We start from the raw sequence: 23,442 nt of genomic DNA on the forward strand, positions 1-23,442 counted from the left end.
CGGACCCGTCAGCCCGATCCGGGCAGCCTGGACCCGGCGACCCGCGGCCCGGATCCGGCAGCCCGGACCCGGCAGCCCGCGGCTTGGACGTGGCGGTCGGGACTTGGCGGCCCGCGGCCCGGATCCGGCGGACCGGACCCAGCAGCCAGACTCAGCAGCCTGCGGCCCGGACCTGGTCACCGCGGACCGGACCCAGCGGCCGGACCCGGCGGCCCGCAGTGCGGCCCCGGTTTGGAGGTGTGCGCGGCCACCGGTTACCCTGTGCCGAAGTGCCTGGGCCTGCCCAGGTCCTCGTACGTGCGCCCGTCACCGGATCGTGTGTCCTGCGGTCCGGGCAGATGCGGGTAATACCAACGCGAAGGAGTGTCTGACGTGGCTGCCGTGTGCGACGTCTGTGGCAAGGGGCCAGGCTTCGGCAAGTCGGTCTCGCACTCGAACCGGCGGACCAACCGCCGCTGGAACCCGAACATCCAGACCGTGCACGCTCGCCTGGGCATCTCCCAGCGCAAGCGCCTCAACGTGTGCACCTCCTGCCTCAAGGCGGGCAAGGTCGTCCGCGGCTGATCGTTCGGCGAGTCACCCACAGCTTTCACCAGCAGGGCCGGTACCCACTCGGGGACCGGCCCTGCTGGCGTTCCCGGGGCGGCCCAGAAAGAAGGACGGGCGGTACCGGAGGGAATCCGGTACCGCCCGTCCTGGGGTGTTCTAGCGCGCGCCTGCCTTGGCGGGCGTGCCGTTCTTGGCGCCTGCGGACTTCACCGCGGCGCCGAGGCTCTCGGCGAAGTGCTGGCGGGCCTCCTCCAGCACCGCGAAGGTGCCCGCGACCTGCTCGGACACCCGGCGCTCGAAGGCGTCGGCCTGCTCGTGGCGGGCGGTGGCGTCGGCGAGCTTGGCCTCGGCGTCGGCCACCAGCGCGCCCGCGTGCTTGTCCGCGGCGTCGCGCTGGGCCTTGATCTCGGTGTCGGCGGTGGTCCGCGCCTGGGTCAGCGCCTTCTCGGTGTCGGCCTTCTGCTTCTCGGCGTCGGCGACGAGCTTGGCCGCCGCCTTCTCCGCGGCCTCGCGCTGCGCCTTGAGCTCCGCGTCGGACTTGGACCTGGCCTCGGCCAGCGCCCGCTCGGTGTCGGCCTTCTGCTTCTCCGCGTCGGCGACCAGCCGGGCGGCGGCCTTCTCGGCGCTGTCGCGCTGGGTCTTGATGGCGGCCTCGGCGCTGGCCCGCTGGTCGGCGAGGGCCTGCTCGGTCTCCTCGGTCTGCGCGAGCAGCGCGGCCTCGATGGCGGCGGTCTGCTCGGCCAGGTTGGTCTCGACCTCGGTGGTGCGGGCGGCCAGCGCCTGCTCGACCTGCTCGGTGCGCTGCGCGATGGCGGCCTCGGCGCCCGCCCGCTTGTCGGCGAGTTCGCGCTCGGCCTGCTCCTCGGCGGCGGTGCGGCGACCGGTGGACTCGGCGTCGAGCGCCTCGCGGACGCCGAGCGCCTCGGTGTCGAGCTGGTCGCGGTGCGCGGCGGCCTCGTCGTAGAGCTGCCCGATGCGCGTCTCGTTCGCCTTGGCCTGCTGCTCGATCTCGGCGCGGGCGTCGGCAAGGAGCTTCTTGTGCTCACCGGCGAGGGTGGCCCGCATGGTCTCGTACTCGGCGTCGAGTTCGGCGTGGTTGCGGGTGTAGTCGGCCTCGAGCTGCTTGCGCCGCTCCTCGAGGTCGACGATCAGCTTGTCGTGCCTGGCCCGCAGTTCCTTGGCGTAGGCGTCGGCCTCGCCCCTGGTCTTGGCCGAGGCGTCGTCGGCCTGCTTCGCGGTCTTGCCCGCGTATGCCTCCGCGTTGAGCCGGGTCTGCGCGGCGTAGTCGTCGGCGGCGGTGCGCGTTGCCCCCGAGTACCCGTCGGCTTCCTTGCGGGTGTTGGCGCCGTAGCCCTCGGCCTCGGCGCGGGTCGCGGCGCCGTAGTCGTCGGCCTGCCGCTTGAACTCGGCGATCTCCTCCTCGGCCAGCTGCATCATCAACCGCACCCGCTCGGTCATGCCCTCGGTGCTGTTGGGGTTGGCGCTGATCCGGTTGAGCCGGGTCGTGGTCTCCAGCAGTTGCTGCTGCAGCGAGCCGAGCGACTTGGTCAGCTCGGCGACCTTCGACGCTGCGTCGTCGCGGCCCTTGGACGCGTGGCGCAGGTCGTAGGTGAGGCGGGTGACCCGTTCGTTGACCTGGCGTGGGTTGTACCCGCGCAGAACGGTGTCGAAGTGCGGAAGTCGGTCGGTGGACTCGGCGTCACCAGAGGGCATTGCCCCACTTTAGTATGACCTCCGCGGGAGTGAACCCGCCGGAGTAGTTAATTCTCAGAGTGCGCGACAGTGCGGAGTCGCACCACCGTGGCGGCCTCGACTCCGCTATGGATTGCCCTGCGGCGCCACGGGAGCGGCACATTGCCCGCGGCCCGGCTCCATCCGCAGCGCCAGGTTGGGGATGCGCAACGGCCGCGGGATCGACATCACCGCGATCTGCCCGCGCACCTGGCGGAATTCCGCGAATGTCGCATCGATCCCGATCCGGTGTTCCGCGGCCGGAACGCGAAGCGGATTCGGTACGGAATTCCCCGCCGCGTCCTTGATCGTCGTGACGTCCTCGCCTGGCACGCCGATCTTCACCACACCGTCCATGTCCAACGCGCCGGTGGCGGTCACCACATCCAGTTCCACGTTGTCGGTCCGGATCTCCCAAGTGGACCGGTTGCCGTCGCCGCCGGTGATGTAGACGGTGAACCACGACCCCAGGACCTGTTGCTGGAAGGACAGGCACAGCTCGTTCAGCCTGCCCTCGGCGAACCCGAGCCGTCCCACCCGCACCGACGTGGTGCTCCCGTCGGCGTTCTGCCGGGTGACGTCGCCGACCGACAGGCCGAAGTCGGTCCCGTACAGACCGCTGGTGGACAGCGACAGCGTGCCGCCCTGGACCACCACTTCCGACGCGATCGCCCCTTGGGCAACACGCGCCCCGAGAACCCCGGCCAGAGCCAGCGCGGGCAGTGCCAGCACCGCGGCTTTGCGCCAGTGCGTGCGCCCTTTCACGAGGTGCCCTTGCTGCTGACGGACAATGACGCACCAGGCAGCTGTACCGGATTGTCCCTACCCGAGGTGGGGGATGGGTTGAACGCTTTCAACGCGTAGAGGTCCATCCGCACGTCGCACAGGTGCACGCTCAACGAGATGCCCAGGCTCAACAGCCAGGCGGCGGGCAGCACGCACAGCAGCAATGGGCTGGACGCGTAGAGGTTGTTCGCCCACAGGTCGGTCTGCATCTGCTGCCCCGCGGCGTTGGTGCCGCCGAGTTGGGTGGTGCCGCCGGAGCCCAGGGTCAGCGCGTAGTTGGTGCGGCTACCGTCGGAGATGGTCAGGTCGTCGAGGGTGAGCGCGCGGAAGGTGTAGTGCGCGGCTTGGAAGGACACGCCGTTGGCGTCGACGACCGTCTCGGTCCCCTTGTACTGGATGGAGGCCGCGTACCCGGCGCGCGCGGTGACCTTGAGCGGCTTGTCCCTCGGCGTGGTCAGGAACCCGATCTGCGGCGCGGGGGCGGGCGCGGCGACCAAGGCGGCGTCGGCGCGCAGGTACGGCAGATCCGGTACGACAGCGGTCCCGACGACCAGCGCGAGCGCCGCCCCGAACGCCAGCGCCCGCCTCACGCGCCCACCCCGGCCTCCGGGGCGACCGCGTCGGGCGCGGTGTCCTCTTCGGACTCGCGGACCCGCTTGGGTCCCCAGCCGAAGGTCATCGACCCGCCGAGGATGCCCAGCAGCATGCCGACCAGGAACCCGCCGAGGTTCGCCCCGACCAGCGACGCCACCGCGAACAGCACCCCGAGGACCCCGGCCAGGTGCCTGGCCCCCGGCGCGAACCACGCGCACAGTCCGAACAGGACGAGACCGCCGCCGAGCAGGTACCCGGCGATGCCGCCGAACCCCGCGCCCAGCACCACCGCGATCGGCGCGAAGGTCAGCGACATGATCGCCCAGCCGCCCAGCACCATCCACAGCCCGCCCCAGAACGGCCTGGTCCGCCGGAAGTCGGCGAACCACCGCCGGCCTGCTCCGATCGCGCGACCCACTCCGCCCACCCAACCCGCCTTGCCCACCCGCGCGCCCGTTGTCATCGCCGCCGCCCCTCAGCAGTTGACGGTGCCGGGCACGATGCCCAGGTTCAGCCTCGGCAGCGTGATGTTGCCGCTGATCTCGGCGGTGTAGGCGTCGGCGGTCAGGCCGGTCACCTGCACCACGCCCGCCTCCAGGCCGAACGCGCCGACCGTGCCGCCGTCGAGCGGTTGCCCGCCCATCTGCACCTGGTGGGCGGTCTTGCCCAGCACCATCTCGGAGAACTGGCTCTGCGTGCCCTGCACGGCTTTCGCTTCCAGGATCAGGTTGTAGGCGTCGATGACGTCGGGCCCGCCGTTGGGCGTGCCGTCGACGGGGGAGCCCGCGTTGAGCTTGAGCGTGTAGGGCAGCCCGAGGATCGTCTGGTGGATCACCGCGCACAGGCCGTCGAGCTTGGCCGACTGGAACCCGGCGCGCGCCATCGCCTCGCCCTTGCCCGCCTGGCTGCCGTCCGCGAGCTGCCTGCTGTGCAGGAACGCGGCGAACCCGCTGCCGTTGACCTGGTCGGAGCGCAGCGTGAACGGCTGGCCCGCGACGAAGAAGTTCGCCGCGAGCGCGCCCTGGGCCATCGCCACGCCCAGCGCGGTGGTCAGCGCGGCGGCGGGCAGCGCGACGAGGGTGCTGCGACCCCACCTGGTGCCGTTGCGGGGTCCTCCGGCGTCGGCCCGCATCCGCTCGTTCCAGGCGCGCAGCGCGGCCAGCGGTCGGCTGTGCTCGGGTCGGGGCATCGGCGCTCCCAGCTGTGATCGGGCACCGGCCGCGGCGGGCAGACCCGCGCTGACCTGCGCGGGAGCCCGTCAGCCCCGGTGGTGGGGGACACCATGGCAAACGGCGTCGGGTACCGACAAGGGGCCAGTCGCCGTAGTTTGTGACCTCGGGTCACTGTTACTTGGACGTAACAGCTACGCACCGTGAGGTCGGCCGACAAAGATTGCGAGTGATCTCAATGGTCAGTGCCCCGCGGGCAGATCAACGGCACCGCGCGGCTCGCGACGCCGGTCACCCTGTGTCGATATGTAACGTTTTGATAAGTACTACCGTGAGGTAGCCTCACGCGCGTGCGGATCCGGGTCTGGCGGGTGCTCGGCGTGGCGACCGGGGTGCTCGGCGCCCTCGTCGTCGCGGCCGTCGTCGCCGTCGCGGTGCTCGCGATCCCGATCACCGGCGGGAGCATGGAACCGACCCTCCACGACGGCGACCGCGTGCTGCCGCACCCGTTCCTCGGCCAGGACGACGTCGAGCGGGGCGACGTCGTGGCGACCCGGTTCAGCGCCGACGGCCCGCTGGTCGTCAAACGTGTGATCGCCGTCGCCGGGGACCGCGTGCGGATCGACCCCGGCCCGGTGGTCCGGGTGCTCCCCGCGGGCGAGAACGAATGGCGCGCCATTCCCACCGCCGCCGACTGGGGCACCAAGCCGGTCGAGTGCTGCGGCGCTGGGGGAAAGGCCGCGCCCGTCGCAGCCGAAGCCCTGGTGCCCGCCGGGAAACTGTTCCTGCTCGGTGACAACCCGGGCGGTTCCGACGATTCCCGCTCCCTCGGTTGGGCGCCCCGCGACCTGGTCCGCGCAATTGTCTGGACCACCGTCTGGCCGATCGGCGGCTGACCGCGAAAGGGGATCACCGGGGCGTGGCAACTGGTGAACCTTGCCGCGGACCCGGTGTCCCAGTACCGAATTGCGGATGGACATCTCCCCGCACAGCGGATCTACCGGAACTTCCGGGCGAGTGGTGCGCGCCGGACTGGTCGCCCTCCTCAGCGCTACAGCTCTATGTGCCACCACCATGTCCTTCACCCCGACCGCGATCGCGGCGCCCGCCCCGACCCAGGGCTACGTCGTCGTCTTACGTCCGACCGGCGCTGCTGAGTTGGGTACAGCAGGGTTCGGCACCAGGGTCACCGCGCTCGCCGACCGCTACGACGCCCGCATGGACCACCGGTACACGGCCGCCCTCACGGGTTTCTCCGCGCGCCTCACCGGGTCGAGCGCGAAGGCACTGGCCGCCGATCCCTCCGTCGCCTACGTCGTCCCCGACACCCCCGTGCGGGCCCTCGGTGGTCAGCCCAATCCGCCGTCCTGGGGCCTGGACCGGGTCGACCAGCGCAAGCTCCCGCTGGACAAGCGCTACCGCTACGACACCCTCGCCGACACCGTCACCGCGTTCATCCTCGACACCGGGGTCCGCGCGACCCACGTCGACTTCGGCGGCCGGGTCCGCGGTGGCCGTGACTTCGTCGACAACGACAACGATCCCGATGACCTGAACGGCCACGGCACGTTCCTCGCGGGCATCGTGGGCGGTAAGGACTACGGGCTGGCAAAAGGTGTCAAGCTCGTCCCGGTGCGGGTGCTGGACAAGAACGGCTCCGGCAGCGTCTCCGGTGTCATCGCGGGGATCGACTGGATCACCGCCAACGCCGCCGGTCCGTCCGTGGTGAACATGAGCCTCGGTGGCCCCGCCAACCAGGCGCTCGACGCCGCCGTGCGCGCGTCCATCGCCGCGGGCGTCACGTACTCCGTGCCCGCCGGATCCTCCGGTGGCCAGGCGGGATCCGTCTCGCCAGCGCGGGTCACCGAGGCCATCACCTCGGCCAGCCTCACCAAGACCGACTGCGCCGCGGTGAACTCCAACTCCGGCCCCGCGGTCGACCTGTACGCGCCCGGCGTCGGCATCGTCGGACCCTGGATCACCGCCAACGACGCCAAGGCCACGCTCAGCGGAACCTCGCTCGCCGCCGCCCACACCACCGGCGCCGCCGCGCTGCGCCTGGCCGTCGACCCGACCCTCACCCCGGCTGGCGTGCAGGCGGCGCTCGTGCGCGCCGCGAGCACCGGCGTGTGCGAACTTCCCGTGAACACACCGGATCGGATCCTCTACACCGGACCGTTCACCCGCTGAGCCGGTTGCCCGCACCGGCGCGGCCGTCCGGGTGAGACCCCTGGCGCGACCGCCCCGGTGCCGGCAGCATCCCCGCCGGTGTGTCCGGCCTGGGGGCCTCGCGCGCGGACCCGCCGCACGTCACGTTCGACGGGACGCGTGTCGTCCTGACCGAGAGGATCCACCGTGCCCCCAGGTGGGAGGCGGCCGCGCGGCATGCCGTTCGCCGTGCTGCTGACCGTCGTCGGCGCCGCGTTCGGCACCGGCCAGGTCCCCGCGTCGGCCGACCCCGAGCCCGACCGGTTCGTCCCGCGCGGCAGCGTCCGCGAGGCCCCGGTCGACCTGCCCGGCGCCATGGCCCGCTTCTGGGCGGCCTACTCGGGCGGCGGCGACACCCGCAGGGTCTCCGCGATCCTCGACGCCCTGCTGCGCGCCGAGGGGCCCTCCAGCGACCAGGCGCGCCGGGCGGTGCGGATGCTCGCCGCGCACTCGGCAGGCGACCAGCGGCGGGCCTGGTGCGAGCGGCTCGACCTGCTCGGCGCCCCGGCCCCGCTGCGGCACGCCGCGTTCGTCGGCGCCGCGCTCACCGCCTCCGACCGCGCGTTCGGCCTGAGCAGGCAGGCGCCGGTGTCGACAGCGCCCGCCGCCTACGCCGGTCACGTGCCCGCCAGGATGACCGACGGCGACGCCACGACCTTCTACTGGAGCGACGGCGCGCCCCGGCCGGGCACCCAGTTCGTGCTCGACCTCGGCCGGGTCCGCCCGGTCCAGGGCGTCGCGGTGGCCATGGGCACCGCCAACCGCCCGCGCGACTTCCTGCGCGCAGGCGTGCTGGAGGGCTCGGTCGACGGCGTCGCCTGGACGACCGTGCGGCAGCTGCCCGGTTCGCCCACCGTGACCGCCACCCTCGGCCCGGACCCGCGTGATGTTCGTTACCTGCGGCTGCGCGCCACCGCGGGCCAGCGGCACTGGCTGGCCGTGCGCGAGGTCTCGGTGCGGCCCGGCCCCACCGACGCCGCCACCGACGGCGACGCCACCACCGCCTACCGGGTCGCGGGCGGCCCGGTGGTGGTCAACCTGGGCGTCGACCAGCCGGTCGACCGGATCGTGGTGCTCGCCGACCGCGGCACCCACCGGGGCACCCCGGTGCAGGTCCGCGACGGGGGCGGGACCTGGCGCACCGTGGGCAGGCTCGGGGGCGAGTACACCGACGTGGCCGCGCGCGGGATCGTCACCGGGGCGGTGCGGGTGCTGTTCGGTCCCGACTCGACGGGGACCGCCGTCCGTGAGATCGTGGTGCGGCCCGCGCGGTGAACGCCCGTTAATCGGTGCCGCCGAGACAAGGGGCCGTTCGGGGCGCAAATCTTCCCAGAACCGGCTCGAAGCGGCGGAAAACCTAGAATGCTGATCGATCAGGATGGCGCCTGTCACGTGGGACTATGTTCCCGACGCGTGGGACATCCGGGATAATCTCCTCCGACCGACTTCTCCAGGTAGCAGGAGGTAACCGGGCATGTTCCGCAAGGTGCTCGTCGCCAACCGAGGCGAGATCGCCATCCGGGCGTTCCGAGCCGGGTACGAACTCGGCGCTGGGACTGTCGCGGTCTTCCCCTACGAGGACCGCAACTCCCCGCACCGGATGAAGGCCGATGAAGCCTACGAGATCGGCGAGCCCGGTCACCCCGTGCGCGCCTACCTCTCCGTCGAGGAGATCGTGAAGGCCGCGAAGAAGGCGGGTGCCGACGCGGTCTACCCCGGCTACGGCTTCCTCTCCGAGAACCCGGAGCTGGCCAGGGCCTGCGCCGAGGCCGGGATCACCTTCGTCGGCCCCGACGCCGACATCCTGGAGCTCACCGGCAACAAGGCGCGCGCCATCGCCGCCGCCCGCGAGGCCGGGCTGCCGGTGCTGCGCTCCACCGCGCCGTCCACCGACGTCGACGCGCTGCTCACCTCGGCGGAGGAGATCGGGTTCCCGATCTTCGTCAAGGCCGTCGCCGGTGGCGGCGGCCGCGGCATGCGCCGGGTCGCGGACGCCTCGACGCTGCGCGAGTCGCTGGAAGCCGCCATGCGCGAGGCCGAGTCGGCCTTCGGCGACGCCACGGTCTTCCTGGAGCAGGCCGTGCTCGACCCGCGGCACATCGAGGTGCAGATCCTCGCCGACGGCGCGGGCAACGTGATCCACCTCTACGAGCGGGACTGCTCGTTGCAGCGCCGCCACCAGAAGGTCATCGAGATCGCGCCCGCGCCCAACCTCGACCCCGCGCTGCGCGACCGCATCTGCGCCGACGCGGTGGCCTTCGCCCGCCACATCGGCTACCAGAACGCGGGCACCGTCGAGTTCCTGCTCGACACCCGCGGCAACCACGTCTTCATCGAGATGAACCCGCGCATCCAGGTCGAGCACACGGTCACCGAGGAGGTCACCGACGTCGACCTGGTGCAGTCGCAGTTGCGCATCGCCTCCGGTGAGACCCTCACCGACCTCGGCCTCACCCAGGCCGACATCTACCTGCGCGGCGCCGCGCTGCAGTGCCGGATCACCACCGAGGACCCGGCCAAGGGCTTCCGCCCGGACACCGGCATGATCAGCGCCTACCGCTCGCCGGGCGGCAGCGGCATCCGCCTCGACGGCGGCACAGCGGCGGGCGCCGAGGTCAGCGCCCACTTCGACTCGATGCTGGTGAAGCTCACCTGCCGCGGCCGCGACTTCCCGGCCGCGGTGCGCCGGGCCAAGCGGGCGGTCGCCGAGTTCCGCATCCGCGGCGTGGCGTCCAACATCCCGTTCCTGCAGGCCGTGCTCGACGACGAGGACTTCGTCGCCGGTCGGGTCACCACCGCGTTCATCGAGCAGCGCCCGCACCTGCTGACCGCGCGCAGCTCCGCCGACCGCGCCACCCGGCTGCTGACCTACCTCGCCGACGTCACGGTGAACAAGCCGCACGGCCCGCGCCCGCAGGTGATCGACCCGAGGGAGAAGCTGCCCGCGGTCGACCTGGCCGCCGAGCCGCCCGCGGGCACCAAGCAGAAGCTCGTCGAGCTCGGCCCGGAGGGCTTCGCCCGCTGGATGCGCGAGAACAAGCGGGTGGGGGTCACCGACACGACCTTCCGCGACGCGCACCAGTCGCTGCTGGCGACCCGGGTCCGCACCAAGGACCTGCTGGCCGTCGCGCCGCACGTCGCCCGCACCACCCCCGAGCTGTTCTCCGTGGAGTGCTGGGGCGGCGCCACCTACGACGTCGCGCTGCGCTTCCTCGCCGAGGACCCGTGGGACCGGCTGGCGGCGCTGCGCGAGGCGGTGCCCAACATCTGCCTGCAGATGCTGCTGCGCGGCCGCAACACCGTCGGCTACACCCCGTACCCGACCGAGGTGACCGACGCGTTCGTCCGCGAGGCCACCGACACCGGCATCGACATCTTCCGCATCTTCGACGCCCTCAACGACGTCGAGCAGATGCGGCCCGCGATCGAGGCGGTCCGCGAGACCGGCACCGCGATCGCCGAGGTCGCCCTCTGCTACACCGCCGACCTGTCGGACCCGGCCGAGCAGCTCTACACCCTCGACTACTACCTGAAGCTGGCCGAGCAGATCGTCGGCGCGGGCGCGCACGTGCTCGCCGTCAAGGACATGGCGGGCCTGCTGCGCCCGCCCGCCGCGGCCCGGCTGATCACCGCGCTGCGCAAGGAGTTCGACCTCCCGGTCCACCTGCACACCCACGACACCGCCGGTGGGCAGCTCGCGACCTACCTGGCCGCCATCCAGTCCGGTGTGGACGCGGTGGACGGCGCCGTCGCGTCGCTGTCGGGCACCACGTCGCAGCCGTCGCTGTCGGCGATCGTGGCCGCCACCGACCACAGCGACCGGGAGACCGGCCTGTCGCTGCAGGCGGTGTCGGACCTGGAGCCGTACTGGGAGACCGTGCGCCGGGTGTACGCGCCGTTCGAGGCGGGCCTGCCCGCGCCGACCGGCCGCGTCTACCACCACGAGATCCCCGGCGGTCAGCTGTCCAACCTGCGCACCCAGGCCGTCGCCCTCGGCCTCGGCGACCGGTTCGAGGACATCGAGACCATCTACGCCGCCGCGGACCGGATGCTCGGCCGCCTGGTGAAGGTCACCCCGTCGTCGAAGGTCGTCGGCGACCTCGCGCTGCACCTGGTCGGCGCGAACGTCGACCCCAAGGAGTTCGAGGCCGACCCCGGCCGCTTCGACATCCCGGACTCCGTCATCGGCTTCCTGCACGGCGAACTGGGCGACCCGGCGGGCGGCTGGCCGGAACCGTTCCGCAGCAAGGCCCTCAAGGGCCGCCCCGCCCCCAAGGGCATCGCCGACCTGACCGACGCCGACCGCACCGGCCTGGCCGAGGACCGCCGAGCGACCCTCAACCGGCTGCTGTTCCCCGGCCCCACCAAGGAGTACCTGGCCCACCGCGACCAGTACGGCGACACCAGCGTCCTGGCCAGCAAGGACTTCTTCTTCGGCCTGCAGCAGGGCAAGGAATACGCGGTGGAGCTCGATCGCGGTGTGACCCTCCTGTTGGAACTGGAGGCGGTCGCCGAGGCTGACGAGCGTGGGATGCGGACCGTGCTGGCCACGCTCAACGGGCAACTGCGGCCTATCCAGGTTCGGGATCGGTCGGTGGCTGCGGATCTGCCTGCTGCTGAGAAGGCCGATCGGGGGAACGCGAACCATGTTGCTGCGCCGTTCGCGGGGGTGGTGACGTTGGCGGTGGCTGAGGGGGACTCGGTGGAGGCTGGGGCGACCGTTGCGACTATTGAGGCTATGAAGATGGAGGCTGCGATCACGGCGCCTAAGTCTGGGACGGTGTCTCGGTTGGCTATTGGTGCGGTGCAGCAGGTTGAGGGTGGGGATCTGTTGGTGGTGCTGGCTTAGGAGTGGCGGATTCGCACCCCATCGGCTGCTGGTGACAGTGGGCGGTGGGGTGCGGGTCGTTGTGGGGCGGGTTGTTGGGGGAGTTGTCCACAGGGTGGCTGCTTGCTCGGCCTGGTTTGTCGGTGCTGCTCGGTAGGCTGTATATCGGGGGGTGCTTTGTGCGGGTTGATCTTGTGGGGGCGGGTTGTCCACAGGCTGGCGGCTCGGTCGGGGCGTTGTGTCGGTGTGCGCCGGTAAGCTGTGTACCGGGGGCTGCTGTGGCGGGTTTGATCTTGGGCTGAGGGGTTGCGGCTCTCGTGCTCGGCTGCGCCATCGACGGTGAACGCCTCGCCTTCGGCATTGGCCGGGGCGCGAGTTTCGAGCTTTGCTCGATGCGGCGAACTTGTTTTGCGTGGGGCCCCTACGACACCCGGGCAGAACCGCAAAGCAGGGGCCGAAAAGCAGGCCCTGCCGCGAACGACGCTACGTGTGCCGTCCCCCCACACAAAACAAGTCCGCCCCATCGAGCAGTTGGCACCAGCGACTCCGAGGAGCGCGGGGCTGGCCAACGTTGTTTAGGGGCGTGTTGTTGGCCAACGTCTGAGAGGGGCACCTGCGGACCAGCGCCTGAGAGGGGCGCGTCGGGGTCAACGCCGCCGAGTCTCTGACGGTCTGGCCAAGAACTGGGCTAGTCGGGCCAGGTGGGGTTTGAGGTGATCACGGTTAGGCGTTGGGTGGCTCGGGTTAGGGCCACGTAGAGGGTGCGCGGGCCGGTAGAAGACTCGCGGATTAGTTCCTCCGGTTCCACCAGCACCACCGCGTCGTACTCCAAGCCCTTCGACTCCAGGCCGTCCACTACGCGGAGGCGGGAGTTGCCGACTTCCTCCGCTGCCGCGCGCAACGTGTCGACGCGGCTGGTGGCGGTGATGATGCCGACTGTGCCGTCGACCGTGCCCAGCAAGTCCTGGGCCGATTCGATGGCTGCCTTCGTCAGGGCTGTGGTGACCAGGATGATCGGGTCGACTCCGGTGGAGCGGACGGCGTGGGGGAGTTGGTCGGGGGTGGCGACGTCGCGGACTACCTTGCCTGCTAGGTCGAAGATCTCGGCCGAGTTGCGGTAGTTGGTGCGCAGGCCGAAGCGGCGGCGTTGAGTCCTGGGGCCGCCGAAGGCCGCGTCCATGGCCTGGCGGGCCTCGGCCGGGTCCGGCCAGGAGCTCTGCACCGGGTCGCCGACGACGGTCCAGCTGGCGTACTTGCCGCGGCGGCCGACCATGCGCCACTGCATGGGGGACAGGTCCTGGGCCTCGTCGACGACGATGTGGGAGTACTCGTCGTAGTCCTGGCGGCGGCCGCTGGCGACCGACACCGGGGCGAACGGGTCGTGCTCCAGCCGCCTGCGCCGCTTCGGGGGTCTGCCGAGCAGCACGCGCAGCTCGTCGAGCAGCGCGATGTCGGCCACCGACCAGCCCGGCTTGGCCCACGAGTCGGCCACCATGTCCACTTCGGACCGGGTGAGCACCCGACCGGCGGCCCGCGCCAGCAGCTTGCGGTCGGCGAGACCGCGCAACACCTCCGCGGGCGACAGCAGCTGCCACCACATGACCACGAACTTGTGGAAGTCGATGCGCTCACCGATGTCGCGGATCAACTCCGCCCGCTTCACCGGGTAGTCCTCGTACGAGTCCGCCTTGCGCCACAACGCTTCCAGCAGCGCCTCGGCGGCGTCCACTCGCGACTGGTTCGGCGGCCTGCGCCCGTTGTGCACCGCGGCGCGCACCCCGACCAGGTCCCGCGCCTCGAGCTTGAGCACCTCACCCCGGTACATGATCCGCAGCTCGGTCGGCGCGTCCACCGGTGCCTCGCGGATCGCGCGCTTGAGGATCCGGCGCATCTGCAGCGACCCCTTGACCGCGGCAACCGGCGCCGGGTCCACCCTGGTCGCCGCCGCGCCGTCGAGCAGGTCCGACAGCGACCGCAGCTCCACGTTGTCCTCGCCCATCGACGGCAGGACGCGCGAGATGTACGAGGTGAACGCGGGCGACGGGCCGACCACGAGCACGCCGGTGCCGCCCATCCGCCGCCGGTCCCGGTAGAGCAGGTACGCCACCCGGTGCAGCGCGACCGCCGTCTTGCCGGTGCCCGGCCCGCCGGTGATCTCGGTGACCCCGCGCCACGGCGCCCGGATCGCCTCGTCCTGCTCCTTCTGGATGGTGGCCACGATGTCGCGCATGTTCTCGCCGCGCGCCCTGGTCAGGCTCGCGATCAGCGCGCCCTCGCCGACCACCGGCATCGAGTCCAGCCTGCTCTCCGGCATCAGCAGGTCGTCGTCGATGTCGACCACGGACTGTCCGGTCGAGCGGATCACCCTGCGCCGGATCACCTGCATCGGCATCTCGGCGGTCGCCTGGTAGAACGGCGCCGCGGCGGGCGCGCGCCAGTCGGTCACCAGGTTCTCGAAGTCCCCGTCGCGCACCCCGAGCCTGCCGACGTACTGCGTCTCGCCGTCGGTGCTGTCCAACCGGCCGAACACCAGGCCCTCGTGCTCGGCGTCGAGCGTGCGCAGGATCTGGGTGGCGTGGCGGACCATCACGTCCCGCTCGAACAGCATCGCGGCCTGCTCGAACACGGCCTCGTTGCGCGCGCCGTGGGCGAGCGCGTCACCCCGGGTGCGCATGGCCTCCGCCTCGTGCCGCATCTCGGCGACGCGGGCGTAGACGACGTCGACGTGCTTCTGCTCGACCGCGATCTCGGCCTCTCTCACAGAGGTTTCCGACACGCAGCTCTCCCGGGGTGTTCTTCGGACGGAAGAGTGAGATTACGCGTTCGCGTGCGCGGGTGAATCGGTCGCCGGGTGGATGTGCTGTGCCTCACCCGCCCGCCACCCCCTGCCTCACCCGCCCGCCACCCTCAGCCGCACCCGCCCGCCACCCCCTGCCTCACCCGCCCGCCACCCTCAGCCGCACCCGCCCACCGCCTCCGCAACCCCCGGTTCCCGGCAAGTGGGCGGTCGTCGGGCACCATGGCCGGGTGACCAGGATCGTGGCGGGCGCCGCCGGTGGCCGCCGGTTGGCCGTGCCGCCCAAGGGGACGCGGCCCACCGCCGACCGGGTCAGGGAGTCCCTGTTCAGCGCCCTCGCCGCCGCCGTCGACCTCGACGGGGCCAGGGTCCTCGACCTCTACGCGGGCTCCGGCGCGCTGGGCCTGGAAGCCCTCTCCCGCGGCGCCGCCCTGGTCACCCTCGTCGAGCACGACCGCACCGCCGTGACCGTGCTGCGCCGCAACGCCGACACCGTCGCGCTCCCCGGCGTCGACATCCGCGCCTCCCGGGTGGACCGCGTGCTCGCCGCCCCCCCGGCGCGTCCGTACGACCTGGTCTTCGCCGACCCCCCGTACGCGCTCGACGACGCGGAGCTGGCGGAGGTGCTGGCCGCGCTCGCGGACGGCTGGCTCGCCGAGGACGCCACCGTCGTGGTGGAGCGGTCCACCCGGTCCGGTGACCCGAGGTGGCCAGCCGCGCTGGTGCCCACCCGCTCCCGCCGCTACGGGGAGACCACAGTGCACTGGGCGGCCCACCAACCCGGGTGAGCGCGGTGACAGCGGCCCGTCGGCGGCCGGTCCTGCTGCTACGGTCCGGATCATGACGCGCGCGGTCTGCCCGGGCTCATACGACCCGCCAACCAACGGCCACCTCGACATCATCGAGCGGGCCGCCGCCCTGTTCGACGAGGTCGTGGTCGCCGTCATGATCAACAAGAGCAAGCGCGGGCTGTTCACCGTCGACGAACGGCTGGCGCTGCTGGCCGAGACCGCGGCGCACCTGCCCAACGTGCGGGTCGACTCCTGGCACGGCCTGCTGGTCGACTTCTGCCGCGAGCGCGACGTCCAGGCCATCGTCAAGGGCCTGCGCGCGGTCAGCGACTTCGACTACGAGCTGCAGATGGCCCAGATGAACCAGGGCCTCACCGGCGTCGAGACCATGTTCATGCCGACCAAGCCGCTCAACAGCTTCCTGTCCAGCTCCCTGGTCAAGGAGGTCGCGACCTACGGCGGCGACGTCACCCACCTGCTCCCGCCCACCGTGCACAAGCGACTCCTCGCCCGCCTGGCCGAGAACCGCGCCACCACCGACTGACACCGGACCGTCGCTGCCGACTGGGGAACGATGCCGGGCGGGGACGTGGGGGTGGGTGGCGGGAGAGAGTGTTACAGCGGAAGCTTCATGCCGATATGGCTGGCGACGAAGCCCAACCGCTCGTAGAAGCGGTGGGCGTCCTTGCGGGACACGTCGGTGGTCAGCTGCACCATGATCGCGCCGCGGTCCCCGGCCTCGCGCACCGCCCACTCGATCAGCGCCTGGCCCAGTCCGCTGCCGCGGTGCGCCGAGTGGACCCGCACTCCCTCGATCGTGGCGCGGGTCGCCCCCAGCCGGGACAGCCCCGGCGTCAGCGTCAGCTGGAGCGTGCCGACCACCTCGTCGTCGACCTCGGCCACCACCAGCAGCTGCCTCGGGTCGGCCGCGATCTCGGCGTACGCCTCGTCGTAGCGCGGGTCGCCCGGCTGCTCGCGCGCCGCGCCAAGCGGGTCGTCGGCGAGCATGGCCACGATCGCGGGGACGTCCTCGGCGCGGGCGGGGCGGATCAGCACGTTCACAGCCTGCCACAGCCCGGTTCACGCCACCGACAGCTGATGATCACCCAACCTGGTTACTTTCGGTGAATGAGCAACCTCGCTGTGAAGTCCCCCGCTGTGCAGTCCCCGGCTACCAGGACCAAGAGCGTCACCGCTGTGCTCGCCCTCATCTTCGCCGCGCTCGGTTTCTTCGGCGGCGAGGCCACCGCGACCCCGGTCGCAACCGCCGCTTCTGCCGCCCAGCCCGCGTGCGGCAACACGTCCTCTTACACCCGCGTCGCCCTGTCGAGCCTGCCGTCGCAGGCCACCGACACCTACCGTCTTATCCGCTCCGGCGGACCTTTCCCCTACCCGCAGGACGGCGTCGTCTTCCAGAACCGCGAGCGGATCCTCCCCGCCTGCTCGACCGGCTACTACCACGAGTACACGGTCAAGACCCCCGGCTCGTCGACCCGGGGCGCCCGCCGCATCGTCACCGGCAACGGCGGTGAGTACTTCTACACCTCCGACCACTACGCCTCCTTCCGCCTGATCACCTTCTAGTCCCAGCCCGATCGGGGGCGCGGCGTGGCCGCCGGGGGACACGCCGGCGGCCACGTCCCCCGAGGGCCGTCGCCGAGCGGGCAGAATCTCCGCGTGGGGGCCTGTCGTGCCCGTGCGGCGACCGGGCGGAGGAGGAGTCGTGTACAAGGTCTTCGAGGCCATCGATGAGCTGGTCACGATCGTGGAGGAGGCCAGGGGCCTGCCGATGACCTCCGGCTGCGTGGTGCCCCGCGGCGACGTCCTCGAGCTGCTCGACGAGATCCGCGACGCGCTGCCTGCCGAGGTCGACGACGCCCAGGACGTGCTCGACCGCAAGGACGAGATCATCGGCTCCGCCGAGCACCAGTCCGAGCAGGCGGTGAGCAAGGCCACCATGGAGGCGGAGAACGCCATCGCCGCCGCCCGCGCCCAGGCCGAGTCGCTGATCGCCGAGGCGTCCGCGCACGCCGACCGGCTGGTGGCCGACGCCCGCGACGAGGCCGACCGCGCCGTGGCCGCCGCCCGCGCCGAGTACGAGAGCCTGGTCGGGCGCTCCCAGGTCGAGGCCGACCGGATGCTGCAGGCGGGCCGCGAGTCCTACGAGCGCGCCATCGAGGAGGGCCGCTTCGAGCAGGGCAGGCTCGTCTCGCAGACCGAGGTCGTGCAGGCCGCGCACGCCGAGTCCGCCCGCGTGCTCGACGCGACCGCCGAGGAGGCGGCCCGCCAGCGCGACGAGTGCGACGCCTACGTCGACGGCAAGCTCGCCGAGTTCGAGGACCTGCTCACCCACACCCTGCGCACCGTCGGCAAGGGCCGCTCGCACCTGCGCGGCCCGGTGAGCGTGTCCGCCGCGGTGCCCTTCGACTACGACGGCGGCTGATTTCCGGCAGGCCACCGCCGTCGCGTACTCTGTCGTGGCTGTGCTTGGGCAGAGCGGCCGTGTTCCGACCCGGCTGCCCGCGCTCCGGCGCGGCAGGCAACCACTTGCCACGAGAACCGCCAACCCCCCGCGTCGAAGGTGCTGACCAGAACCGCCATGTCCGCGAACCGCAAGGGCTCGTCCCGCCAGGTGCTCTCCGGCCCGTGGGTGATTGATACCCGTGAGTTGGGTAGGCGTCCCGGCTCGAGCAGGTCGGTGCGTCGCACCGCGACCGCGACCTACGTCCTCGGTCTCGAGGGTGTCATCGGTGTGCCGGTCGGGGCCGAGGTCGAGCTGGACCTGTTGCTCGAGTCGGTGGTCGAGGGCGTGTTGGTGACCGGCACCGCCGACGGGCCGTTGGCCGGGGAGTGCTCGCGCTGTCTGGACCCGATCACCGACGAGGTCACCGTCCGCGTCACCGAGCTGTTCGCCTACCCGGACAGCACGACCGACGAGACCACCGACGACGACGAGGTCAGCAGGCTGGTCGACGAGCGGCTCGACCTGGAGCCGGTGGTGCGCGACGCGGTCGTGCTCGCCGTCCCGCACGTGCCGCTGTGCGCCGAGGACTGCCCCGGGTTGTGCGCGGGGTGCGGCGGCAAGTGGGCCGATCTCGGGCCGGATCACCGGCATGAGACCATTGACCCTCGGTGGGCCGCGCTGCAAGAGCGGTCCCAACAGGACCAGGGGCACTAGGCCCCACCGGCGTCCTGCACAACAGCTCGGCAGAGGAGAGTCAGTCGTGGCCGTCCCCAAGCGGAAGATGTCGCGTTCGAACACCCGCGCGCGCCGTTCTCAGTGGAAGACCACCGCGGTGTCGCTGGTCAGCTGCTCGAACAAGGCATGCCGCGCGCCCAAGCCGCAGCACATCGCCTGCCCCACCTGCGGCCAGTACAACGGCCGCCAGGTTACGCAGCCCGCGTAGCCCCGGCGGAAGCAGATCCACGGCATGGGGGGTAAAGCGTCCCGAGGTCCGCGCGCGGACCCGGAAACGCTGCTCGACGCGCTCGGCGTCCGGTTGGGCGCCGAGCTGCTCGTGCTCGCCTTGACGCACCGCTCGTACGCGTACGAGAACGGCGGCCTGCCGCCCAACGAGCGGCTGGAGTTCCTCGGCGACGCGGTGCTCGGTCTCGTCGTGACCGACCACCTCTACCGGGCGCACCCCGACCGCCCCGAGGGCTACCTGGCGAAGCTGCGCGCGAGCGTGGTCAACATGCACGCGCTGGCCGACGTCGCCAGGACGCTGGGCGATGGCGGGCTCGGCGCGCACCTGCTGCTGGGCAAGGGCGAGGAGCTCACCGGCGGCCGCGACAAGGCCAGCATCCTCGCCGACGGCATGGAGGCCGTGATCGGCGCGGTCTACCTCGAGCACGGCATCGAGGTGGCCAGGGCGGTCGTGCACCGGCACTTCGACCCGAAGCTGGAAGCGGCGTCGGGGATGGGCGCGGGCCTGGACTGGAAGACCAGCCTCCAGGAGTTGACCGCGTCGGCCGGTCTCGGCGTGCCCGAGTACCGGGTCCGCGAAGAGGGACCGGACCACCGCAAGGAGTTCACCGCCATCGTCGTGGTGAACGGCCAGGGTTACGGCAACGGTGACGGCCGGACCAAGAAGGAAGCCGAGCAGAAGGCCGCGGAGGCGGCGTGGACCGAGCTCAGCGCGAAGGTCAAGTCACCCTCATCTGACGACGGTGCCTGAGCTCCCCGAGGTCGAGGTGGTTCGGCGCGGCCTGCAGGACCACGTGGCAGGCCGGGTGGTGTCGCGGGTCGAGGTCATGCACCCGCGGGCGATCCGCCGCCACCTGCCCGGCACGGTCGACTTCGGTGGCCGCGTCGCCGGGCACGAACTCGTCGCCGCCCGCCGCCGCGGCAAGTACCTGTGGGTCGACCTGAGTTCCGGTGAGGCCGTGCTGGCGCACCTGGGCATGAGCGGCCAGATGCTCGTCCAACCGCCCGGCACCCCGGACGAGAAGCACCTGCGCGTCCGCCTGACCTTCGCCGACGACGGCCCCGAACTCCGCTTCGTCGACCAGCGCACCTTCGGCGGCCTCTCGGTCGAACCGGTGGTCACCGTCGACGGCGTGCCGCTCCCCGCCCCGATCGCCCACATCGCGCGCGACCCCATGGACCCGGCCTTCGACCGCACCGCCGCGATCGCCGCCCTCCGCCGCCGTCGCACCGAGGTCAAACGCGCCCTCTTGGACCAGACCCTCGTCTCCGGCATCGGCAACATCTACGCCGACGAGGCCCTGTGGCACGCCCGCCTCCACTGGGCCCGCCCAACGGACACTCTTACCCCGCGCAAAACCGGCGAACTCCTCGACGCCGCCACCGCCGTCATGAACGCCGCCCTCGACGTCGGCGGCACCTCTTTCGACGCGCTGTACGTGAACATCAACGGCCAATCGGGCTATTTCGACCGGTCTTTGAACGCTTATGGCCAAGAGGGTCTTCCCTGTCCTCGCTGCGGTCGCGCAATTCAGCGGGAGCCTTTCATGAACCGCTCCTCTTTCTCCTGCCCCCGCTGTCAACCCCGCCCCACCACTTCCTGACACCTCCCGGCGGCTCACCTCGCCCTGTGGCCCTGACCTGCCGATTCCCGGTTGTCCCCATACCCTCCAGTTATCCCCACCCTGCCCCTGACCTCTTGTTCCGCCCCCACCAAATGCCGTAATCTGGATTCGGGGCGGCCCCCGGGTGGGTGGGGGCCTGCCCTTTTTGGACCGGCGGCGGCGGAATGTCAAGGGCTCGGTCGGATTAATTGACCGGGGCGCTGAGAATGCCGGCTGGGGTCGAGGGAATCGCGGCTGAAAGCGCGTTCTCCGCTGCTGGCAGGCGAAGCGGAAAGCCGTGGTGCGGGATGAGCCGTGGGTGTGGGCTGGTGGGCCAGGCGACCGGGCGGGCCAGTGGGTCAGGCGGCCGGGCGGCCAGGCGACCGGTGGGTCAGGCGGCCGGGCTGGTGGGCCAGGCGGCCGGGTGGGCCGGTGGGTCAGGGGCGAGCGGAAGCCGTCGTGCTGGGTGAGTCGCGGGGCTAGGGCTGGGCCAAGGTCGAGCGGGGTGTCGCGGCGGCGAGGAAGGGGTGTGGCTTGCGCGGTAGTGCGCACTGCGCAATAGTGTCCACAGTGCGATAGCGGGAGGGGGTGCGCGTGGACACCAGTCAGTTGCTCAAGGGAGTGCTGGACCTGGCCGTGCTGGCCGTGCTGCGGGATGAGGACGGGTACGGGTACGACGTGCTGCGGCGGTTGCGGGGTGGGGGGTTGGCGGAAGTGGGGGACGCGTCGGTGTACGGGACGTTGCGGCGGTTGTACCGGGCCGGGTTCCTCACGTCCTACGTGGTGCCCAGTGACGAGGGGCCGCACCGCAAGTACTACGGGGTCAACGACGCCGGGCGGGAGCGGTTGGTCGAGTCGGAGCGCGACTGGCGGGCCTTCGCCGTGGCGATGGACGGGATTCTGACGAAGGGGGCTGTGGCGTGAACGCGACGGAGGCGCGGCCCGGGGTCGCGGACTACCTCGGCCGGGTGCGCGCGGCGCTGGCCGATCTGCCCGCCGACGAGCTGACCGAGGTGATGGAGGACGTCGAGCCGCACGTCACCGAGGTGTTCGCCGAGGCGGGTGACGCCGAGGAGGTGACCCGCAGGCTGGGCACGCCGGAGGCGTACGCGGCGGAGTTGCGGGCCGCGGGCGGGTATCCACCGCCCGCCCCGATGCGGGGCGGCACGAAGTGGGCCGCGCGGTTCACCCTGTGGGTGACGCTGTTGGTGACCGTGGTCGCGTTCGGCACCGGGGCGGTCGCGCTCGCCGGGCGCAACGGGCAGTTCGCCGTACTGGGGGTGTGCGTGATCTTCGCGGTTCCCGCACTGGTGTGGCTGTTCACCGACCGGGTCCGCCCGGCCGACGTCGAGGCGCTGGCGGAGTACCGGTTCGGTCAGCGCAAGGCGCGGGCCGCGTTCGCCCGGCTGCCCGACCGGGCCGTCGAGTACCTGCGCTCCCTCAAGCCCGCGTGGTCGCTGGTGCGGATCGGCCTGGTCGTCCTGGTCGTGTTCGCCGGTCGCGACGAGGCGGCGATCATCCTGCTCGGCGTGGTCGCGCTGGTGTCGTGGGCGCAGCCGCGCTCGCGGGACGACCGGCGGCTGGTGCCGGTCGTGGTGGCGGCAAACGCTTGCCTGGCCGGGGTGGTGCTCGCCATGGTGGCGTTCGCCGTCGACTCCGGCTCCCGGGAGAGCCGGGACTACTACCCCGTCTACAGCACCGGCGGCCTGACCTACGACGGTTCCTCGCTCAGGAACGTCTACGCGGTCGACGGTGACGGCAAGGCGATCACCGAGTTCTACCTCTACGACGAGGACGGCAGCCCGATCAAGCTGTTCGGCCGGTTCTGCGACGAGAACGGCTCCGAGTCGGAGGGCTACGTCAACAGGTTCCCGCTGCCGCGCGGGGTCCAGCAGGGCGCGAGGCACACCTGCGACCCCGAGTCCGGGATGCCGTTCGTGCCCCTCCCGCCGAAGGCGACCGACACCAGGCCGACACCCACTCCGGCCCCGACCACCCCGGCCCCGACCACCCCGGCGACGACCACCCCGGCCCCGACCACCCCGTCCGTGACAGCGGCGCCCACCTCGGCGACGGCGGTGACCTCGACCCCGCCGACCACGCCCGCTCCGACAACCACCAAATAGCGTCAACGCCCGGGGTCCCGGCATCAGGATTCCGTCAAGGCGTGACCGGTCCGGCCGCGAGAGGCGCACTCTTGCGGCCGGACCGCCCGCGTGGTGCGAGGATGCACCGAGGGGTGACCCGCACCGATCTGGAGCCGCCGTGACCACCGTGCTCGTCGTCGACGACGAACCCCAGATCGTCCGCGCGCTCCGCATCAACCTCACCGCGCGCGGCTACGACGTCCGCACGGCCCACGACGGCGCCGCCGCACTACGAGCGGCCGCGGAGAGCAAGCCTGATGTGGTCGTCCTCGATCTAGGACTGCCGGACATAGATGGCGCCGAGGTGATCGAGGGCCTCAGAGGCTGGACTTCGGTCCCCATCATCGTTCTCTCGGCACGAGGCGACTCCACCGACAAGGTCAAGGCTCTGGACGCGGGCGCGGACGATTACGTCACCAAGCCCTTCGGGATGGACGAACTCCTTGCCCGCCTACGTGCCGCCGTGCGTAGAGGCACCACAACGCCCGCGACCGAAGAAGCCGTGGTGACAACGGCGTCCTTCGCGGTGGATCTAGCCGCGAAGAAGGTCCACCGCGACAACGCGGAAGTACACCTCACCCCGACCGAGTGGGGGATCCTGGAAGTGTTGGCGCGCAACCGAGGCCGGTTGGTCGCACAGAAGCAGTTGCTGCAAGAGGTCTGGGGTCCCGCCTACGCCAACGAAACGCACTACCTGCGCGTGTACCTGGCCCAACTGCGCCGGAAACTCGAACCCGAACCCTCGCGCCCGCGCCACCTGATCACCGAGGCGGGCATGGGCTACCGCTTCGAACTCTGACCTACCGGCCGA

Annotated in this window: 23 protein-coding genes; 16 read left to right on the forward strand and 7 right to left on the reverse strand. The window is 71.5% G+C overall.

The window, feature by feature from the left end; genetic code table 11:
- Positions 1-372 precede the first annotated feature (372 nt).
- A complete protein-coding gene (gene rpmB, locus CLV68_RS24525; RefSeq protein ID WP_018682090.1) occupies positions 373-564 on the forward strand; it encodes a 50S ribosomal protein L28 in 192 nt (63 codons plus the stop codon).
- 141 nt (positions 565-705) lie between these two features.
- Here the strand turns inward: rpmB and CLV68_RS34200 are convergent, their stop codons facing one another.
- The 5 genes from CLV68_RS34200 to CLV68_RS24550 all read right to left on the reverse strand — a co-directional run bounded on the left by CLV68_RS34200 (position 706) and on the right by CLV68_RS24550 (position 4,849).
- Complete coding sequence (locus tag CLV68_RS34200) at positions 706-2,262, reverse strand: coiled-coil domain-containing protein (protein WP_170224556.1); 1,557 nt, start codon at positions 2,260-2,262, stop codon at positions 706-708.
- Between the two features lie 105 nt (positions 2,263-2,367).
- Positions 2,368-3,045 (reverse strand): DUF6230 family protein, encoded by a 678-nt coding sequence (locus CLV68_RS24535; RefSeq protein WP_147460149.1) that lies wholly within the window; start codon positions 3,043-3,045, stop codon positions 2,368-2,370.
- Positions 3,042-3,656 (reverse strand): hypothetical protein, encoded by a 615-nt coding sequence (locus CLV68_RS24540; RefSeq protein ID WP_121393239.1) that lies wholly within the window; start codon positions 3,654-3,656, stop codon positions 3,042-3,044. The genes CLV68_RS24535 and CLV68_RS24540 overlap by 4 nt, the downstream gene beginning before the upstream one ends.
- On the reverse strand, positions 3,653-4,087 hold the full coding sequence (locus CLV68_RS24545; protein WP_211346747.1) for a DUF6114 domain-containing protein: 435 nt from the start codon (positions 4,085-4,087) through the stop codon (positions 3,653-3,655). The genes CLV68_RS24540 and CLV68_RS24545 overlap by 4 nt, the downstream gene beginning before the upstream one ends.
- Before the next feature lie 48 nt (positions 4,088-4,135).
- A complete protein-coding gene (locus CLV68_RS24550) occupies positions 4,136-4,849 on the reverse strand; it encodes a DUF6230 family protein (RefSeq protein ID WP_121393241.1) in 714 nt (237 codons plus the stop codon).
- A gap of 330 nt (positions 4,850-5,179) precedes the next feature.
- Here CLV68_RS24550 and lepB point away from each other — a divergent pair, with 330 nt between their 5' ends.
- The 4 genes from lepB (at position 5,180) to CLV68_RS24570 (ending at position 11,886) form a co-directional block, all read left to right on the forward strand.
- A complete protein-coding gene (lepB, locus tag CLV68_RS24555) occupies positions 5,180-5,725 on the forward strand; it encodes a signal peptidase I (protein ID WP_121393242.1) in 546 nt (181 codons plus the stop codon).
- A gap of 178 nt (positions 5,726-5,903) precedes the next feature.
- Positions 5,904-7,019, forward strand: coding sequence for a S8 family peptidase (locus tag CLV68_RS24560; protein WP_246010080.1), 1,116 nt, complete (start codon positions 5,904-5,906; stop codon positions 7,017-7,019).
- 165 nt (positions 7,020-7,184) lie between these two features.
- Entirely contained in the window at positions 7,185-8,312 is a 1,128-nt protein-coding gene (locus tag CLV68_RS24565; protein ID WP_147460150.1) for a discoidin domain-containing protein, read from the forward strand.
- Between the two features lie 199 nt (positions 8,313-8,511).
- Positions 8,512-11,886: a pyruvate carboxylase gene (locus tag CLV68_RS24570; RefSeq protein ID WP_121393244.1), complete on the forward strand. Its 3,375-nt coding sequence runs from the start codon at positions 8,512-8,514 to the stop codon at positions 11,884-11,886.
- 667 nt (positions 11,887-12,553) lie between these two features.
- Here the strand turns inward: CLV68_RS24570 and CLV68_RS24575 are convergent.
- A complete protein-coding gene (locus CLV68_RS24575) occupies positions 12,554-14,641 on the reverse strand; it encodes a HelD family protein (protein ID WP_121393245.1) in 2,088 nt (695 codons plus the stop codon).
- 251 nt (positions 14,642-14,892) lie between these two features.
- Here CLV68_RS24575 and rsmD point away from each other — a divergent pair, with 251 nt between their 5' ends.
- Both rsmD and coaD read left to right on the forward strand, forming a co-directional pair.
- Positions 14,893-15,450, forward strand: coding sequence for a 16S rRNA (guanine(966)-N(2))-methyltransferase RsmD (gene rsmD, locus CLV68_RS24580; protein WP_121393246.1), 558 nt, complete (start codon positions 14,893-14,895; stop codon positions 15,448-15,450).
- 52 nt (positions 15,451-15,502) lie between these two features.
- Positions 15,503-15,997: a pantetheine-phosphate adenylyltransferase gene (gene coaD, locus CLV68_RS24585; RefSeq protein WP_121393247.1), complete on the forward strand. Its 495-nt coding sequence runs from the start codon at positions 15,503-15,505 to the stop codon at positions 15,995-15,997.
- 71 nt (positions 15,998-16,068) lie between these two features.
- Here the strand turns inward: coaD and CLV68_RS24590 are convergent, their stop codons facing one another.
- Positions 16,069-16,509: a GNAT family N-acetyltransferase gene (locus tag CLV68_RS24590; protein WP_211346748.1), complete on the reverse strand. Its 441-nt coding sequence runs from the start codon at positions 16,507-16,509 to the stop codon at positions 16,069-16,071.
- A 72-nt stretch (positions 16,510-16,581) separates the two neighbouring features.
- Between CLV68_RS24590 and CLV68_RS24595 the strand changes: the two genes are divergently transcribed.
- The 9 genes from CLV68_RS24595 (at position 16,582) to CLV68_RS24635 (ending at position 23,430) form a co-directional block, all read left to right on the forward strand.
- Positions 16,582-17,037 (forward strand): guanyl-specific ribonuclease, encoded by a 456-nt coding sequence (locus CLV68_RS24595; protein WP_121393249.1) that lies wholly within the window; start codon positions 16,582-16,584, stop codon positions 17,035-17,037.
- 139 nt (positions 17,038-17,176) lie between these two features.
- Positions 17,177-17,896 (forward strand): DivIVA domain-containing protein, encoded by a 720-nt coding sequence (locus CLV68_RS24600; RefSeq protein WP_121393250.1) that lies wholly within the window; start codon positions 17,177-17,179, stop codon positions 17,894-17,896.
- 156 nt (positions 17,897-18,052) lie between these two features.
- Positions 18,053-18,631: a YceD family protein gene (locus tag CLV68_RS24605; protein WP_092776604.1), complete on the forward strand. Its 579-nt coding sequence runs from the start codon at positions 18,053-18,055 to the stop codon at positions 18,629-18,631.
- A 46-nt stretch (positions 18,632-18,677) separates the two neighbouring features.
- Positions 18,678-18,860 carry a 50S ribosomal protein L32 gene (gene rpmF, locus CLV68_RS24610; protein ID WP_092776602.1) on the forward strand — a complete coding sequence of 61 codons (183 nt, stop codon included), beginning with the start codon at positions 18,678-18,680 and terminating at the stop codon, positions 18,858-18,860.
- Positions 18,861-18,884: 24 nt separating this feature from the next.
- On the forward strand, positions 18,885-19,631 hold the full coding sequence (rnc, locus tag CLV68_RS24615; RefSeq protein WP_121393251.1) for a ribonuclease III: 747 nt from the start codon (positions 18,885-18,887) through the stop codon (positions 19,629-19,631).
- A complete protein-coding gene (gene mutM, locus CLV68_RS24620; protein ID WP_121393252.1) occupies positions 19,624-20,484 on the forward strand; it encodes a bifunctional DNA-formamidopyrimidine glycosylase/DNA-(apurinic or apyrimidinic site) lyase in 861 nt (286 codons plus the stop codon). Before rnc ends, mutM begins: the two co-directional genes overlap by 8 nt.
- A gap of 594 nt (positions 20,485-21,078) precedes the next feature.
- A complete protein-coding gene (locus CLV68_RS24625) occupies positions 21,079-21,408 on the forward strand; it encodes a PadR family transcriptional regulator (RefSeq protein WP_121393253.1) in 330 nt (109 codons plus the stop codon).
- Positions 21,405-22,610 (forward strand): DUF1700 domain-containing protein, encoded by a 1,206-nt coding sequence (locus CLV68_RS24630; protein ID WP_121393254.1) that lies wholly within the window; start codon positions 21,405-21,407, stop codon positions 22,608-22,610. Before CLV68_RS24625 ends, CLV68_RS24630 begins: the two co-directional genes overlap by 4 nt.
- Before the next feature lie 139 nt (positions 22,611-22,749).
- On the forward strand, positions 22,750-23,430 hold the full coding sequence (locus tag CLV68_RS24635; RefSeq protein WP_092776594.1) for a response regulator: 681 nt from the start codon (positions 22,750-22,752) through the stop codon (positions 23,428-23,430).
- Positions 23,431-23,442 lie beyond the last annotated feature (12 nt).

The organism is Actinokineospora cianjurensis, assembly GCF_003663795.1.
Lineage (GTDB): Bacteria > Actinomycetota > Actinomycetes > Mycobacteriales > Pseudonocardiaceae > Actinokineospora > Actinokineospora terrae.